Genomic DNA, 15,134 nt, shown 5'->3' with positions numbered 1-15,134 from the left:
CACCTTCTTACGAAATCGCCTTCAGTGCGACGATAATCGCGATGATGACACCGACAATCGCTTCGCCGCCCAAAATACCAGAGGCGATAATCTGGCCTTTTGCATCTTTTTCAAAGTTCGGGAAAAATTTGTCCGCTACAAAACGGAGTGCCCCTCCGATAAATGCTGTAGCTGACATATAAAATGGAAGATAAATGCCAAGTCCCAAGGTCATGACTGGGAAATTGACGCAGTACAGCACTGCGGCGATAATCAGTCCTGCCCAGAATACAGGGATGTTGGAAATTCCTCCTACCATAGCTGCTACTGCACTAGCCTGCGCAGCCGGGAAGAGTTCGCCGCCAAAAGCACCCGATCCATAAGCTTTTAATATAAATGACAGTACGAAAACCGAAACCAGCGCACCGACAATGCCGCCGATGGCTTCTGCAATCCACTGCGCTTTGGCATTGGTTTTCAGAATATATCCTTCTTTAAAATCGTTCATTACGTCACCGACAAGGCCACAAGCAACAGCCACCACAGCTGCGACAAAGAAGGCTTCTGTCTGACCGATTGACGTGACGGTCTTTGCAGCAAGAAGAACGATGATTCCGAAAATTTCCATAGGGTTCACACCTGATTGCCCTACACACTGTGCTGACATGGAAGTAGCCAGCCAAACCCCTAAAATAGTAATGATAGAAGCGACAATTCCCATCTTGCACACAGTCGTTAATATAGCAGCGAAGAGTACCATAGCAATAGGCGCCCATCTCATAGCGATAATTGAATCTCCAATTCGCTCCTTGCTGAACATTCCGCCGAAGATTTCCTTTGCTTTCGGAAGAATTCCTTTTACCAGGATGCCGACACCGGTCCCTACCATCATGCCGATACCCAGAGACTGTTTGATATTTGTCGCCTGCGCCAGGTCCCAAATCTGGAATGCCTGGCCGCCTATGAGAATGCCTACATCTCCAATCAGAGCGCCGATAAACCATACGCCGATGAATACCGGACCTACGATATATCCGATGGCAGCCAGCATCGGTGATATGTAAAACCCTCCATAAGAACCATATTGCAGCATCTTTTCACTGAACCAGGTTACTGGAATTTTGCCGAACCAGTCTCTCAGTACAGCGAAGATGCCAGCCACGCCCATAGAGGTAAAAAGCATACCCGCTTTTTTACCGCCTTCGTCGCCAATCTGCAGGGTCTCTGCTGCTGCTTGTCCCATCGCATAGGGAAGTTCTTTGGTTTCAACAAAATACTTTCTAATCAGCGCTGTAAAGATCAGCCCCAGGATGACGCCGCCAAGGGCGATGATGAGGAGCTGCAGCGTACTCACTTCTGCATCTGGATTGAGTATGTAGATGCCGGGAATCGTGAAAGCCATTCCTCCAGCTACCATTGCACCTGCTGACATAGCAGTATGGGTCACATTGATCTCATTGAGATTGGTTTTGCCCAAAGCTTTCAGTGCTAACATAGAAAATAAGGCCACGAACATAATAGGCCATGGCAGCGAGCTTAGTTTCAGCGCGATAAACATGGAACTGCAAGTGATGATTACAGAACCGATGACGCCGATCACCATGCCGCGTACGGTAAGTTGATTACCTTTCATTTTGGTTTCTCCTTTTATTTAGTTATATTTTATAAAAAGGTCCTAGTCCCCGCAGGGCTCTATGCCTTCTCATAACGTTTATATGACAGAAATGGTCATTTTTCTCTGATGATAATAGAAAAAACCCAGATGCACCGTCAGGATATAATTGACGCCCTATCATAATGATAGGTGGGTACCCTGTCAACGGCTTCTGTCTTCCGCTCTAGTTGGCGGCTTGACATAGGTCGTTAGAACTCGGATTCCCGATGTTAAAGTGTAGGTTCAATTATGAATCCTTAACGCATGCTCTAGGCTAAATATATTATAATACAAATTGAAGAAAATATCACTGTAAATTTATGTTTTTTTTACGAAACCTGATGATTCGTCATAAAAAAAGTCTGAGGATACCCTGACTGGCAGAATATCCTCACTTGATTAATCTTCGTACAGATCTACTGCGCAGTTGGTATGTACTTTCTGCACATCATCGTTATCTTCCAGAACTTCAATCAGTTTTTTCAGTTTTTTGATGTCATGTTCATCTGTCGGTGTACTTTCCATCGATGGAACGAATTCCACATCAGATTCTACAAATTCATAACCTGCTGCTGCCAAAGCCTGATAGACATCAGTATATGCAGATGGGTCTGTATAGATGGTGAAGCTGTCTTCTTCTGTAATCATATCTTCGGCACCAGCTTCCAAAGCTGCTTCCATCAAAGCATCTTCGTCAATTTCATCAGTTTTTTCAATGATGAGAACGCCTTTTCTTGAGAACATATAAGATACACATCCCGGAGTACCCAGGTTGCCGCCGTGTTTGTCAAAAGAAGATCTCACTGCTGACGTCGTTCTGTTGTTATTGTCTGTCAGACAGTCAACGATAATTGCAACGCCGCCTGCACCGTAACCTTCGAAGGAAAGTTCCTCATATGAAGCTCCCCCCAACTCTCCAGTTCCTTTTTTGATTGCTCTCTGAATATTATCGTTAGGCATACTGATTGCCTTAGCTTTTTCGATTGCCACTCTGAGTCCGGCGTTGTACTCAGGATCCCCGCCATCTTTTGCTGCTACTGTAATGGCTTTTGCATATTTTGTGAACATTGCAGCTCTCTTTGAATCCTGTGCCGCTTTTCTACCGGCAATTGTACCGTGTCTTCCCATGGAGACACCTCCTATCCTATTCTTTAGTATTTTTAACTTTAATAGTATACTACAATATCTATTTTGTTTCAATCATATTTTTGTGAGCCGTTGCCATCATCAGCTTGATTCTATTGAGCTGGTTGACGTCACTGGCACCGGGGTCGTAGTCGATTGCAGCGATGTTGGCCTTCGGATTCATCTTCCTGATGGCTTTCATCATGCCTTTTCCTGTCACGTGATTTGGCAAGCAGGCGAAAGGCTGCAGACACACTACATTTTCTACACCATTGTGAATCAATTCCACCATCTCACCTGTAAGCAGCCATCCTTCACCACATTGGTTCCCGATGGAAATAATCTTGGACGCTGCCTCTGCAGTTTCCTCTATGTAGGACGGTTCATCAAAATGCACACTCTCCCGCAAGGCTTTACGGAGAGGTTTGCGCAGCCATTCAACGGCGATAATTCCCAGCTTATTGATCCACATCTGTTTATATGAACCAGAGAGACGTTCATAATTGAATTTTTTGCTGTACATTCCGTAGAGGAAGAAATCCAACATATCCAGCACCACAGCTTCGCCGCCTTCTGCTTCGATGATGTCTACGATGTTGTTGTTGGCGTTGGGATGATACTTTACTAAAATTTCTCCAACCACGCCGACTTTCGGCTTTTTTTCGGAAGTTCGTTCCACCTTGTCAAAATCTTCTGTGATGCCTTTTAAGTTTGCATAGTAGTCTTTTTTATTAAAATGTATCACATTTCTGACAATCTTATCATGCCATTTGTCGAGGATGGCTTCGCAGGTTCCCGGGACTTTCTCGTAAGGCCTGGTGGCGTAGAGCACTCTCATGATCAAGTCACCATAAACGACACCCACCGCAAGACGCAGACCCATCTGCGGAGTAATTTTAAATCCCGGATTCTGCTCCAGCCCTACCGTATTGAAAGATACGACAGGGATTTGCTCCATGCCCAGGTCTTTTAATGCCTTTCTGAGAAGAGCGACATAATTGCTGGCTCTGCAGCCCCCGCCTGTCTGCGACATGAAGACTGCCGTTTTGTCCAGATCATACTCTCCTGATTTTAGGGCAGAAATAATTTGCCCCAGAGTCACAATGGTCGGATAACAAGCGTCGTTATTGATATATTTCAATCCTTCTTCCACTGAGTTCTTGTCTACCGGAGGCAGAAGCACGGCGTTGTAACCGCAGGCTTTCATGGCCTCTTCCAAATAGGTAAAGTGGATTGGTGACATCTGCGGCACCAAAATGTTGTACTTCAGCCGCATATTCTCCGTAAAAATCTTTCTTTCGTAAGGCTTTCTGTTCGTCACAGCTTTGACACCGTTCTTCTCTCTCTCATCCATGGCCGCTTTCAGAGAACGGATTCTAATTTTCGCTGCGCCTAAATTGGAACCTTCGTCTATTTTCAAGACGGTGTACAGTTTGTTGTGGCTTCGGCAGATTTCTTCTACCTGGTCAGTGGTCACCGCATCCAGTCCGCAGCCAAAGGAATTGAGCTGAATCAGTTCCACGTCGTCACATGTTCCCACAAATTCGGCTGCTTTATACAGCCTGGAGTGGTACACCCATTGATCCAAAACGCGGATTGGCCGTTCCAAGATACCCATGTGGGCTACAGAGTCCTCAGTGAGAACCACCATATCGAAGGAATTGATCAGCTTATCGATGCCATGGTTGATTTCTGGATCCAAGTGATAGGGCCTGCCAGAAAGAACGATGCACTTCTTATCGTGAGATCTGGCATATTTTAACGCGTATTCGCCCTGCTTTTTGATGTCGTTCTTAAACCGAATCTGCTCTTTTCTTGCCTTCGAGACTGCCCGCATGACCTCTTCCTTAGAAATATGATTGGGTTTCAAGTCCTTTGCCAGAACGTCAGCTAAACGAAGGTCATTGTCATAGGGTAAAAATGGCTGAGAAAATCTTACCAAATTCTCCTGAAAGATGTCATCCATATTGTTCTTGATTACTTCAGGATAGGTAGCGACGATGGGGCAGTTATAGTGGTTTGGTGCCGAAGGGTCTTCATTTCTCTCATAGTTCAGACAAGGATAGAAGATCCACTGCTCTCCATTGTCCACCAGCCATTTGACATGACCGTGAACTAATTTTGCCGGATAGCAGGCAGTATCTGAAGAAATCGTTTCCATCCCCATCTCGTAGATTGCTTTGCTGGATGGCGGAGAAAGAACCACTCTGAATTTCAGTTCGGTGAAGAATGTAAACCAGAAAGGGTAATCTTCGTACATGTTCAGCACACGCGGGATCGCTACCGTACCTCTCGTAGCATCAAAATCAGAAATCGGTTTGTATCCGAACAATCTCTGCAGTTTATATTCATAGAGATTCGGCAGCTTGTTGGCATGCTGTGCGCCGCCAGCGCCCTTCTCACATCGGTTTCCCGTGACGAATTTTGAACCGTCACTGAACTTATTGATGGTCAGAATGCAGCGGTTCTCACAACCATTACATCTTCCATTGGTATGCTCTACAGAAAAGTCGTTCAGTTCTTCTCTGGTCAAAATAGAGGACTCCGTTCCCTCCACATAGTTTTCCATGGCGATTAAGGCAGAGCCATAAGCGCCCATAAGACCTGCAATATCGGGTCTGACCACATTCTTGCCTATAATCTTTTCGATACTTCGCAGAACAGCGTTGTTCATAAACGTACCGCCCTGCACGACGATTTTATCGCCGGCTTCGTCAGTATTGCGCAGCTTGATGACCTTGTAAAGAGCATTTTTGATGACCGAATAAGACAGACCTGCAGAGATATCGCCGATGGATGCCCCTTCTTTCTGAGCCTGTTTTACCTTGGAGTTCATGAAAACAGTACATCTCGTTCCCAAGTCTACAGGGTTATCTGCAAAAAGAGCCTCTTCCGCAAAGGCATCAGGATCAAGATTGACCGATTTCGCGTAGGTTTCCAAAAATGAACCACAGCCGGAAGAACAGGCTTCGTTGAGCATGATGTTGTAAATCGCGCCGTCTTTGATTTTCATGCATTTCATATCCTGGCCGCCGATATCGAGAATAAAGTCAACTCCCGGCAAAAAGGCTTCTGCCGCCTTATAGTGAGCCATGGTTTCGATTTCCCCAAGATCTGCTTTAAAAGCGGCTTTGATCAGTCCTTCTCCATACCCTGTAACACAGGTATTTGCAATGATAGCGTTATCCGGCAACTGTGAATATAATTCCTTCAGCATGGTTCTTGTCGCTTCAACGGGATTTCCCTCATTGCTCCGATAGAACGAATAGAGCAAGTTCTTTTCACTGTCTATCAAAGTCGCCTTCGTAGTCGTCGAACCGGCGTCAATACCGAGGAAGGTCTCTTCTTTCGCCTTACGCATATCCTTCCTTCTGATTTTATGTTGGTTGTGACGCATCATAAAGGCGTTAAATTCATCTTTATCTTTAAATAGAGGTTCGATGTGTTTTGTTTCTGCCATTTGCCCCTGATCAGCGTTCTGCATTCTGTCGACGATGATTTTCAGAGAAATGCTCTCCCTGTTGTCTGCAAGCATAGCGGCGCCGATGGCAACAAAATATTTGGAATCCTCCGGAAAGATGACTTCTTCCGCGGTCAGTTCCAATGTTTCGATAAATCTTTTGCGCAGTTCGGACAAGAAAGACAGCGGTCCGCCGAGGAACGCTACTTTCCCTTTGATTGTATGACCACAGGCCAGCCCGCTGATTGTCTGATTGACTACAGCTTGGAAAATCGAAGCAGATAAGTCTTCAATGGCAGCGCCATCGTTGATCAGCGGCTGAATGTCTGTCTTGGCAAAGACACCGCAGCGAGCTGCAATAGGATAAATCATCTTTTCTCGCTTTGCTGCTTCGTTGAGACCGCCAGCGTCTGTATTGAGCAGCACCGCCATCTGGTCAATAAAAGCACCGGTACCGCCTGCACAGGTACCGTTCATCCTTTGTTCTATCGTTGCGCCATAAAATGTAATTTTTGCGTCTTCCCCGCCCAATTCTATGGCAACGTCAGTTTCAGGGATCAAAGTTTCTACTGCTTTACTGCAGGATATTACCTCCTGCTCAAAGTGAATGCCGAGGAGCTTTGCCAGCGACAAGCCGCCAGATCCGGTAATAATCGGTCTGATGTCAATATCACCGTATTCCCTGTACATCATTTCTATTAATTCTTTGACTTTGTCAAACACGTTGGACATATGACGTTCGTATCTCGAAAATACAATCGAATCACTATCGTCCAGCAATACAAGTTTGACTGTAGTTGAACCAATATCAATTCCTAGTTTCATCGTTTACCTCTTAATTAATTATCCATTAAATCTATGAATCCAATAACCTGTTTATTTTAACACTATTTATAAGATTTTTCACTATATATTTGCTTTTTATTGTATAATTTAAAGCAGAGTGAAATTCTCGACATCTGCTATATATGTCATAAAGAAAGGAATCGACAATATTTATGAAAAGTACGATCAGAAAAAGCACCTATCTGGCAATTTACAGACTATTGGACTTGGTATCTCCTCTCTCCTTTGACTGTGGAACTCTCTGCAACGCGGCCTGCTGCGACTGCGGCAATGATGATGAAACTCTAGGAATCTATTTGCTTCCAGGAGAAGATAAGGTTCATCATCGCGACGAGAGCTGGCTCCACTGGAGCAGTGAAAAGGCGGAAGACTTTGATTTTCCTGAATCCTGGAAAGGCAAAGTTTACTTCGTTCGCTGTAAGACGCCGCCAATCTGTCCTAGAGAAAAAAGGCCCATGCAATGCAGAACCTTTCCTTTGACTCCTCATATTGATGAAAACGAGGTATTGTCCCTCGTGTGGAATGACATAGAACTTCCCTATCAATGTCCACTCATCGAGGAAGAGTTTCCCCTTGACCCCAATTTCATAAAAGCAACCTATACATGTTGGAAACATTTGATCAGAGATCCGCTGATCTATGATCTTGTAAAGCAAGATTCGGAGTACAGAATTCTTGCAGAGAGAGACCTTGATAAGTAATTACAAGGTCTTTATTTCTTTTTGATATAGTACCTTCAGCATCACTGCTGAATAGATGAGTCCAATAATTTCTGCCAATGGGAACGATGCCCAGGATGCCGTAATCCCAGCCATATGATAGATGATGTATGCAAGCGGCAGGATACCGACAAGCTGTCTGATTAACGATCCCATTAAACTATATACACCATGCCCCGTTCCTTGAAACAGGGTCGAGGTCATAATTCCAAAAGCAGCTGGAATGAAACAGATACTGATCAGTCTTAAGGCCGGGATACCCATTTTCATCATCTCAGCGTCGGCACTGAACATCTTCAGGAACGCTCCTGGAAACGCCTGGAATAAAATTGTTCCAATCGTCATAATTACAATCGCGGTGATAAGAGCATTCTTGTAGACCAGCATCAATCGCTTTCTATTCTTTGCCCCGAAATTGTAACCCATGATCGGCATAGCCCCTTGGTTGAGGCCGAACACAGGCATGAATATAAAGGACTGCAATTTAAAATATACGCCCAAAACAGCTACTGCCGTAGGAGAAGCTGCTAAAATTGCATTATAACCTAACAGCATGACGGAGCCGATGGACTGCATGATGATAGAGGGAAGTCCGACACCATAGATGTCTCTTACGACTCTCCAGTCCATTTTAAAGCCTTTTAATTGTATTTTTACGTCATGTTCTTTTTTAAAGACCATGAATACAGCTACGCATAGCGCTACTGCCTGACCAGTGACTGTTGCGATGGCAGCTCCGGCAATGCCAAGCTTTGGTACGCCCAGCAGACCGAAAATCAAGATCGGGTCTAAGATCAGGTTTGTCACAGCGCCGCTGAGACTGATGAGCATCGGTGCAATCATGTTGCCAGTGGCCTGCAGCACTTTTTCCAACTGTACCTCTACCATGCTGAAAAAACAAAAGATCGTGATGATTTGCAGATAAGTCACGCCGCCATCAAAGATCTCCTGGTCATCAGTATATAAGTTCATAAACGGTTTTGCTAGGAAGATGCCTACACAGGCGAAGATAATAAAGTTAAAGAGTCCGATTCTGATACTGGTTCCAGCCGCTTTATCCGCTTCTTCAAAACGTTTGGCACCAAGCCTGCGGGATATCAGCGAGTTTACACCGACACCGCTTCCGATCGCCAGAGAAATCATCAAAAGCTGAATCGGCAGCACCAGAGATACTGATGTCAAAGCTTTCTGACTGACCATGGCGACAAACATGCTGTCCACCACGTTGTAAAGCGCATTGATGGTCATAGATAAAATCGCCGGCCAAGCCATAGATGCGAGGAGTTTGCCGACCGGGGCTGTCCCCATTTTATCTGCTTCGTTGTCATTCTCTAATTTGTTATTTTTATCTTTATCGTCAATTTCTGTTGTCATCCGCAAACCTCACTTCCTTCTTAATTCTATAGATACTTTATTATTTATATGGAAATTTTATGTTATGGGCAAGCCTATAAGCCGGGTTCTGTATTTGACAATCATCTATCTAAGGCGTAACATCACTGCACGCTCGTGCGGCCTACCTCTCGGGCGGTGACGGGCAGCCACCTTTTGTGCCCATTTTGGCCTTGCTCCGGATGGGGTTTACACGGCCGCCATGTCTCCATGACGCCGGTGAGCTCTTACCTCACCATTTCAACCTTACCACGGCATTACCCGTTTCGGCGGAATGTTTCTGTTGCACTTTCCCTATAGTTACCTACGCCGGACGTTATCCGGCATCCCTGCCCTGTGGAGCCCGGACTTTCCTCATGCATCACTGCACGCGATTGTCTGGCTTACCCATAACTATATAATTTTATCATATTTAAAACGAAAAATCTACTGTTTTATATAAATGGATTGATATCGGTCATTGATTCTAAAATTTCGATATCGTCATCGTTACAAGCCGCCCGTAAAAAATCAGCCATGTTCTCTGCAAAGATCTTCTCACTGCCGTAATGGCCCGCGTCGAGAATGCAGAGACCCATTTCTTTTGCCATCTGCGCTTCATGATATTTGAGATCACCTGTGATATAGAGGTCACAGCCTTCTTCTGCCGCAGCCTTGATGAACTCGCTGCCGGCGCCGCTGCACCAGCCGATGGTATCAATGGCAGCAGTCGGATCTCCGACACACTTAAAGTACCTTTCGTCAATATCAAAGCATTCTGCTGCCTTATGAACCACTTCAAGAAATGTGGTTTCAAAAGGTGTATTGCCCTTCCTGCAAAATCCATTGTCCTGATCAAAAGGTCTGACATTGGAAAGCTCTAGAAGCTTGCCGATATAGTCATTGTTACCGCCTGGCATCTTATCGAAGCTGGTATGGCAGGCATAAACGGAAATTTGATTTTCAATCAGGCGAATCAAATAATTTCCGATAATATCATTATTGTCTATCTTTTTAATCCCTTGAAATAAAAGCGGGTGATGGGTGAGGATAAAGTTCGCCCCTTCTTCAATGGCTTCGTCTATGATTTCATCGGTCACTTCTAACGAGACCAGCACGCAAGTAATATCCTCTTTTCCGCAATTAAGCTGAAAACCGCAGTTATCCCATTCTTCTGCAATGGCAGAGGGACAAAAAGATTCTATTGCGCTTACCAATTCCTTCTTTTTCATTCTGCATCTCCTAATTGTTTCTTCAGTAAATACCTCAATCTGTTAATTCGTTCTCTGCAGCTGGCAGCTTCAACTTCTGCAGCCCTGCTGTGTTCAGCAATATTTTTGCAGATATTCTCTTCTATAGCTAATTTTTTTTCTAGATATTCATCTGTCAAATGGTTTCGATCAGTTAAAAGACTTTCTGGATAGTCGAAGGCAGCAGAATACGGCTCATGTTGTTTTCCTTCTGGGAATCCACTATGCACTGTTAAAATCTCACAGATGAATTTTCCCTCTCTCACCAGGCTCTCTTTTGTGATGATAAATCCATTTTCAGCAAGCCAATGCCGCAGTCTGCCCACATTATTTCTGGGCTGCAAGATGTACCGCTTGATGGAACGACTTTTTGCCAGATTCCATTCCAGAATATCTGCGATCAGCAGTCCTCCCATACCTGCGAGGACTACCACATCTACTTCTCCGTCTTGCAGAACATCGATGCCGTTGCCAAGGCGCAGATCATATTCCCGCTCAGGATGTAATGACTTGCAGTTGTCTTCCGCCTTTTTCAAGGAACCCGCACTGATATCAGCCATCACTACATGGGGACATTTTCCCGTTTCCATTAGATATAACGGCAAAAAACCATGGTCAGTACCAATGTCGGCCATGGTTTCTCCTTTATTGATTTCATCTGCTATCAATTGTAATCTATCACTAAGCTTCATCAAAATTACTCCAAATAGTCCTTCAGCTTCTTGCTTCTGCTCGGATGTCTTAATTTTCGAAGTGCTTTCGCTTCAATCTGTCTAATTCTCTCCCTGGTGACATCAAACTCTTTTCCTACTTCCTCCAGTGTTCTTGATCTTCCATCCTCCAGGCCAAATCTCAGTTTTAAAACCTTTTGTTCACGCTCGGTCAAAGTGTCCAGCACTTCCACAAGTTGTTCCTTCAACATTGAAAATGCCGCCGCTTCTGCCGGTGCAGGAACATCATCATCTGGAATAAAGTCGCCGAGATGGCTGTCTTCCTCTTCTCCGATCGGGGTTTCCAAAGATACAGGCTCCTGGGCGATTTTCTGGATCTCTCTCACTTTGTCGACAGAGATGCCCATTTCCTTAGCGATTTCTTCCGGGGTCGGTTCCCTTCCATAAGTCTGCAGCAGTTGTCTGGAAACACGAATCAGCTTATTAATCGTCTCTACCATATGCACAGGAATTCTGATTGTTCTCGCCTGGTCTGCAATGGACCTGGTGATGGCCTGTCTGATCCACCAAGTAGCATAGGTGGAGAACTTATATCCTTTTCTATAGTCAAATTTATCGACAGCTTTGATCAATCCAAGATTTCCTTCTTGAATCAGGTCCAAAAATAGCATTCCTCTGCCGACATACCTCTTTGCTATGCTGACAACCAGTCGTAGGTTCGCTTCACAAAGTTTTTTCTTCGCTTCTTCATCCCCTGCTTCCATCTTCTGTGCCAGGAGGATTTCTTCATCTGCGCTTAGTAGAGGTACTTTTCCGATTTCTTTTAAATACATTCTCACCGGATCGTCCACTGCGATACCTTTTGGCAGCGTTGCCTCGATATCAATTTCACCGGATTCTGTGACAACAATGCCGTCGTCTTCGTTTGCATCTAAGTCGTCGTCATCGCCATCCAAAATGCTGGCAAAATCTTCGGGTTCTGTTTCACTGGCAATTTCTATATCTTTTGCGAGAAGTGATTCATAGATTTCGTCAACGACGTTCTTGTCCAAATCAAAAGCATCGAGATAATCAGCCATATCCGTATAAGTCAAGACATTCTTCTTCGTCTTTGCTTTTTTGGTCAGCTGTGCAATCAACTCTTTCTTGATCTGATCAGGAGTCATGTTGGCAAATGCTTCATTCAAATTGTTAACTTCTTTTTTTCCATCTGTGCTCATTCTATATCCCCCTACTATTGGTTTTTCGTTCTTTTTGCACTTTCATTAACTGATCTGTCAGTTCTCTTATTCTTTCCTGATTATCTTCCTCGTCTGCCATAGACAACAAGCTAATCAGTCGCTGTTCTTCTTTTGCTAAATTTTTGTCTTTCCAGGTTTTGATACAATCGTCAAAGACCTGTTCTTCGTTGCCGCCCACGATGATATGATCCATGATTTCCTGCAGGCAGGCGGCGCCTTCACTGGTCAAGCCATCCATAATCTTATTTAAATCAATCAATTGATTTCTGCGGTATTCCTCTGCCAAAGTTTCGTATATTCTGACAGCAAAATCACTTTCTAAAATTTGTGGAAAATCTGCAATTCTGCTGATATATGATTCGTCTGTCAGCATAACCTTTAATAAAGTCTTTTCAATTGGTGTAATCTCAGAGCTGGAAATTTCTTCTTTTTCTTCCCTTGTCTGGGTAAATGAAGCTTTTTCAGTACTATCATTGCCTAAAAGTTCCATTCTAATCGCACCTTCTGCAATCTTCAGATCTTTTGATAACTTCTTTATATAAATTTCCTGCTCTACAGGACCGAGTTGTCTTATTATGTCCGTGGCTTTTTTTATATAATCAATCTTATCTTCATCTTTTGTCAAGTCATAGCCGGCTTTTGCTGATTCCAGCTTGTAATCACCATAAGGAAGAGCATCTTCGACCAATTTCAGAAATGCGGTCTTGCCGTTTTTCTTTATGTACTCGTCAGGATCCTTGCCGTCAGTCACATGCAGCACTTTCACCTTGCACTCCTCTTTGCGCAGGATATCTAATCCTCTGAGGGCGGCAGCTCTGCCTGCGCCGTCGGCATCATAGGATAGGATGACATCTCTTGTATACCGTTTAATCAATTTAGCCTGGTTTTCTGTCAAAGCAGTGCCCAGAGAAGCGGCTACGTTTTCAATACCACTCTGATAGAGGGCGATGGTATCCATATACCCTTCCACCAGGATGATGAACCCCTCTTTTCCCACGCTCTGCCTGGAAATATTTAGGCCATATAGATTATATTTCTTTTGGAATATCTTGCTTTCTGCAGAATTGAGGTACTTTGGATTATCCTCTGCGTCGATAGCCCTGCCGCCAAAACCGATGACCTTGCCGCTGGTATTGATGATAGGAAAAATGACGCGATTTCTGAATTTGTCGTAATATTTGCCTTTACTCTCAGAAACCAGTCCCAGTTCAACCATGATCTTCTTATCGACACCTTGCGACAGCAGATATTTATAAAGGCTGTCCCACTGTGCGTCGGCATAACCGATACCAAATTTTTTGAGAATGGCAGGTGAAATGCCTCGCCGCTTCATATAAGCATAACCCTTATTGGCTTTTTCGGTAAAGGCTTTGTAAAAGAAATTGGCGGCCAGTTTGTTCACCTTGTAATAAACTTCTCGATTATCGTTGAAAGTATTTTTCTCTAAAGCAATACCGTATTCTCCCGCCAGCTTCTCAATTGCTTCGGAAAAATCCAGATTGTAATATCGTTTGACAAATTCGATGGCATCACCTGTTGCGCCGCAGCCAAAACAGGTAAAAATCTGTTTCGGTTCCGAGACAACAAAAGAAGGTGTCTTTTCATTATGAAATGGACATACACCTTTATAGTTGCTGCCAGCCCTCTTCAGTGGGACAACCCGTCCGACTACATCGATAATGTTGATCTGGTTTTTCAAATTTTCAATTGTATGATTCGAAAAAGAAAAGCCCATGATTGTCTCCTGATTGTTTTGTTTTTGAAATTAGGGTTTCCACTTCCCTCATAATTTATTATTCTACAAAATAAAGGCTTTTCCTTTATTTTTTAGAAATATTTCCGAATAAAGATTTAGAGCATATCTGTCTGTCATTCCTGCTATATAGTCCTTCACTACCACATGAGTACCATCTCGCATGAGCAGTTCATAATTATCTTCAGGCAGTTTTTCAGGATGATGCAGAAAAAAATCATAGAGGAAACTGATCACTTCTTCTACTTTTGTCAAATCCTCTTCTTTCTTCACCTTCTGGCTCTTGTAAACGTTGGAAAACATAAAACTGCGCAGCTGATCCAATTGTGCCGCGTGTTCTTCGTCCATCGACACTCTGTCTTTGCCATCACTGAAAGTCACGACATTAGAAACCATGCAGTCAATTCGTTCCCGATGTCCTCTGCCAAACAAGGCAATGGGTTCCTCCGGCAGATCTGACATCGCAATGACACCGCTTCTGATCGCGTCGTCAATATCGTGATTGATATAAGCAATTCTGTCACTGATCTTTACGATCTGCCCTTCCAAAGTAGCCGCAGGCAGACTGCCTGTGTGATTGAGAATGCCGTCTTTCACTTCAAAAGTCAGGTTCATTCCCTTTCTGCTCGGTGTCGACTCCAGCACCTCTACAACCCGCAGACTCTGTTCATTGTGTCTAAAGCCGCCAGGATGAATACTGTTCAGTACCATTTCTCCATTGTGACCGAAGGGGGTATGCCCTAAATCGTGTCCCATAGCGATGGCCTCTGTCAGGTCCTCATTGAGTCCTAGATTTCTGGCTATGGTTCTGGCAACTTGAGTGACTTCCAAAGTGTGGGTCAGCCTGGTCCTGTAGTGGTCACCCTCCGGTGCCAAAAAAACCTGCGTCTTATGCATCAGGCGGCGAAAAGCCTTGGAATGAATAATTCGATCCCGGTCCCGCTGAAACTCTGTTCTGAATTTGCAGGGTTCCTCATAGGTTTCTCGGCCTTTAGACTGCGATGACCTGCAGGCCAAAGGAGCTAACAGTTCTTCTCTTTTTTCTAAATCTTCTCGATACAGCAT

General features: G+C 44.3%; 10 protein-coding genes and 2 other RNA genes. 1 reads left to right on the top strand and 11 read right to left on the bottom strand.

The window, feature by feature from the left end; all coding sequences use genetic code 11:
• Window positions 1-7: 7 nt before the first annotated feature.
• The 4 genes from ACMQ5W_RS16475 to ACMQ5W_RS16460 all read right to left on the bottom strand — a co-directional run bounded on the left by ACMQ5W_RS16475 (window position 8) and on the right by ACMQ5W_RS16460 (window position 7,043).
• Complete coding sequence (locus ACMQ5W_RS16475; RefSeq protein ID WP_419026118.1) at window positions 8-1,612, bottom strand: OPT/YSL family transporter; 1,605 nt, start codon at window positions 1,610-1,612, stop codon at window positions 8-10.
• Between the two features lie 118 nt (window positions 1,613-1,730).
• Window positions 1,731-1,912: non-coding RNA, 6S RNA (ssrS, locus tag ACMQ5W_RS16470), on the bottom strand.
• 120 nt (window positions 1,913-2,032) lie between these two features.
• Window positions 2,033-2,761: a YebC/PmpR family DNA-binding transcriptional regulator gene (locus tag ACMQ5W_RS16465; RefSeq protein WP_419026117.1), complete on the bottom strand. Its 729-nt coding sequence runs from the start codon at window positions 2,759-2,761 to the stop codon at window positions 2,033-2,035.
• Window positions 2,762-2,819: 58 nt separating this feature from the next.
• Window positions 2,820-7,043, bottom strand: a complete 4,224-nt coding sequence (locus tag ACMQ5W_RS16460; protein ID WP_419026116.1) for an acyl-CoA dehydratase activase-related protein — start codon at window positions 7,041-7,043, stop codon at window positions 2,820-2,822.
• Window positions 7,044-7,216: 173 nt separating this feature from the next.
• Between ACMQ5W_RS16460 and ACMQ5W_RS16455 the strand changes: the two genes are divergently transcribed.
• On the top strand, window positions 7,217-7,765 hold the full coding sequence (locus tag ACMQ5W_RS16455; RefSeq protein ID WP_419026115.1) for a hypothetical protein: 549 nt from the start codon (window positions 7,217-7,219) through the stop codon (window positions 7,763-7,765).
• Here the strand turns inward: ACMQ5W_RS16455 and ACMQ5W_RS16450 are convergent, their stop codons facing one another.
• From ACMQ5W_RS16450 to ACMQ5W_RS16420, 7 genes are all read right to left on the bottom strand, one after another.
• The gene (locus tag ACMQ5W_RS16450) at window positions 7,766-9,157 is read right to left on the bottom strand and encodes an MATE family efflux transporter (protein WP_419026114.1); all 1,392 of its coding nucleotides are present in this window, start codon (window positions 9,155-9,157) and stop codon (window positions 7,766-7,768) included. It abuts the gene before it with no gap.
• A gap of 61 nt (window positions 9,158-9,218) precedes the next feature.
• An RNA gene (gene rnpB, locus ACMQ5W_RS16445) (RNase P RNA component class A) lies at window positions 9,219-9,565 on the bottom strand.
• Between the two features lie 44 nt (window positions 9,566-9,609).
• Entirely contained in the window at window positions 9,610-10,386 is a 777-nt protein-coding gene (locus ACMQ5W_RS16440) for a Nif3-like dinuclear metal center hexameric protein (RefSeq protein WP_419026113.1), read from the bottom strand.
• A complete protein-coding gene (locus tag ACMQ5W_RS16435; RefSeq protein ID WP_419026112.1) occupies window positions 10,383-11,096 on the bottom strand; it encodes a tRNA (adenine(22)-N(1))-methyltransferase in 714 nt (237 codons plus the stop codon). The genes ACMQ5W_RS16440 and ACMQ5W_RS16435 overlap by 4 nt, the downstream gene beginning before the upstream one ends.
• A 5-nt stretch (window positions 11,097-11,101) precedes the next feature.
• On the bottom strand, window positions 11,102-12,241 hold the full coding sequence (rpoD, locus tag ACMQ5W_RS16430) for an RNA polymerase sigma factor RpoD (RefSeq protein WP_419026481.1): 1,140 nt from the start codon (window positions 12,239-12,241) through the stop codon (window positions 11,102-11,104).
• Between the two features lie 55 nt (window positions 12,242-12,296).
• Window positions 12,297-14,051, bottom strand: coding sequence for a DNA primase (gene dnaG, locus ACMQ5W_RS16425; RefSeq protein WP_419026111.1), 1,755 nt, complete (start codon window positions 14,049-14,051; stop codon window positions 12,297-12,299).
• Window positions 14,052-14,114: 63 nt separating this feature from the next.
• Window positions 14,115-15,134: a deoxyguanosinetriphosphate triphosphohydrolase gene (locus ACMQ5W_RS16420; RefSeq protein ID WP_419026110.1), complete on the bottom strand. Its 1,020-nt coding sequence runs from the start codon at window positions 15,132-15,134 to the stop codon at window positions 14,115-14,117.

This window comes from Emergencia sp. (assembly GCF_048465375.1).
Classification (GTDB): Bacteria; Bacillota; Clostridia; order Peptostreptococcales; family Anaerovoracaceae; genus Senimuribacter.
This window is presented reverse-complemented; position numbering and strand designations above follow the sequence as displayed.

Bases quoted from the DNA above. Each gene is read 5' to 3' on its own strand.
- ACMQ5W_RS16475 (WP_419026118.1), bottom strand. From the start codon at position 1,612: ATGAAAGGTAATCAACTTACCGTACGCGGCATGGTGATCGGCGTCATC.
- ACMQ5W_RS16465 (WP_419026117.1), bottom strand. From the start codon at position 2,761: ATGGGAAGACACGGTACAATTGCCGGTAGAAAAGCGGCACAGGATTCA.
- ACMQ5W_RS16460 (WP_419026116.1), bottom strand. From the start codon at position 7,043: ATGAAACTAGGAATTGATATTGGTTCAACTACAGTCAAACTTGTATTG.
- ACMQ5W_RS16455 (WP_419026115.1), top strand. From the start codon at position 7,217: ATGAAAAGTACGATCAGAAAAAGCACCTATCTGGCAATTTACAGACTA.
- ACMQ5W_RS16450 (WP_419026114.1), bottom strand. From the start codon at position 9,157: ATGACAACAGAAATTGACGATAAAGATAAAAATAACAAATTAGAGAAT.
- ACMQ5W_RS16440 (WP_419026113.1), bottom strand. From the start codon at position 10,386: ATGAAAAAGAAGGAATTGGTAAGCGCAATAGAATCTTTTTGTCCCTCT.
- ACMQ5W_RS16435 (WP_419026112.1), bottom strand. From the start codon at position 11,096: ATGAAGCTTAGTGATAGATTACAATTGATAGCAGATGAAATCAATAAA.
- rpoD (WP_419026481.1), bottom strand. From the start codon at position 12,241: ATGACTCCTGATCAGATCAAGAAAGAGTTGATTGCACAGCTGACCAAA.
- dnaG (WP_419026111.1), bottom strand. From the start codon at position 14,051: ATGGGCTTTTCTTTTTCGAATCATACAATTGAAAATTTGAAAAACCAG.
- ACMQ5W_RS16420 (WP_419026110.1), bottom strand. From the start codon at position 15,134: ATGCTGTATCGAGAAGATTTAGAAAAAAGAGAAGAACTGTTAGCTCCT.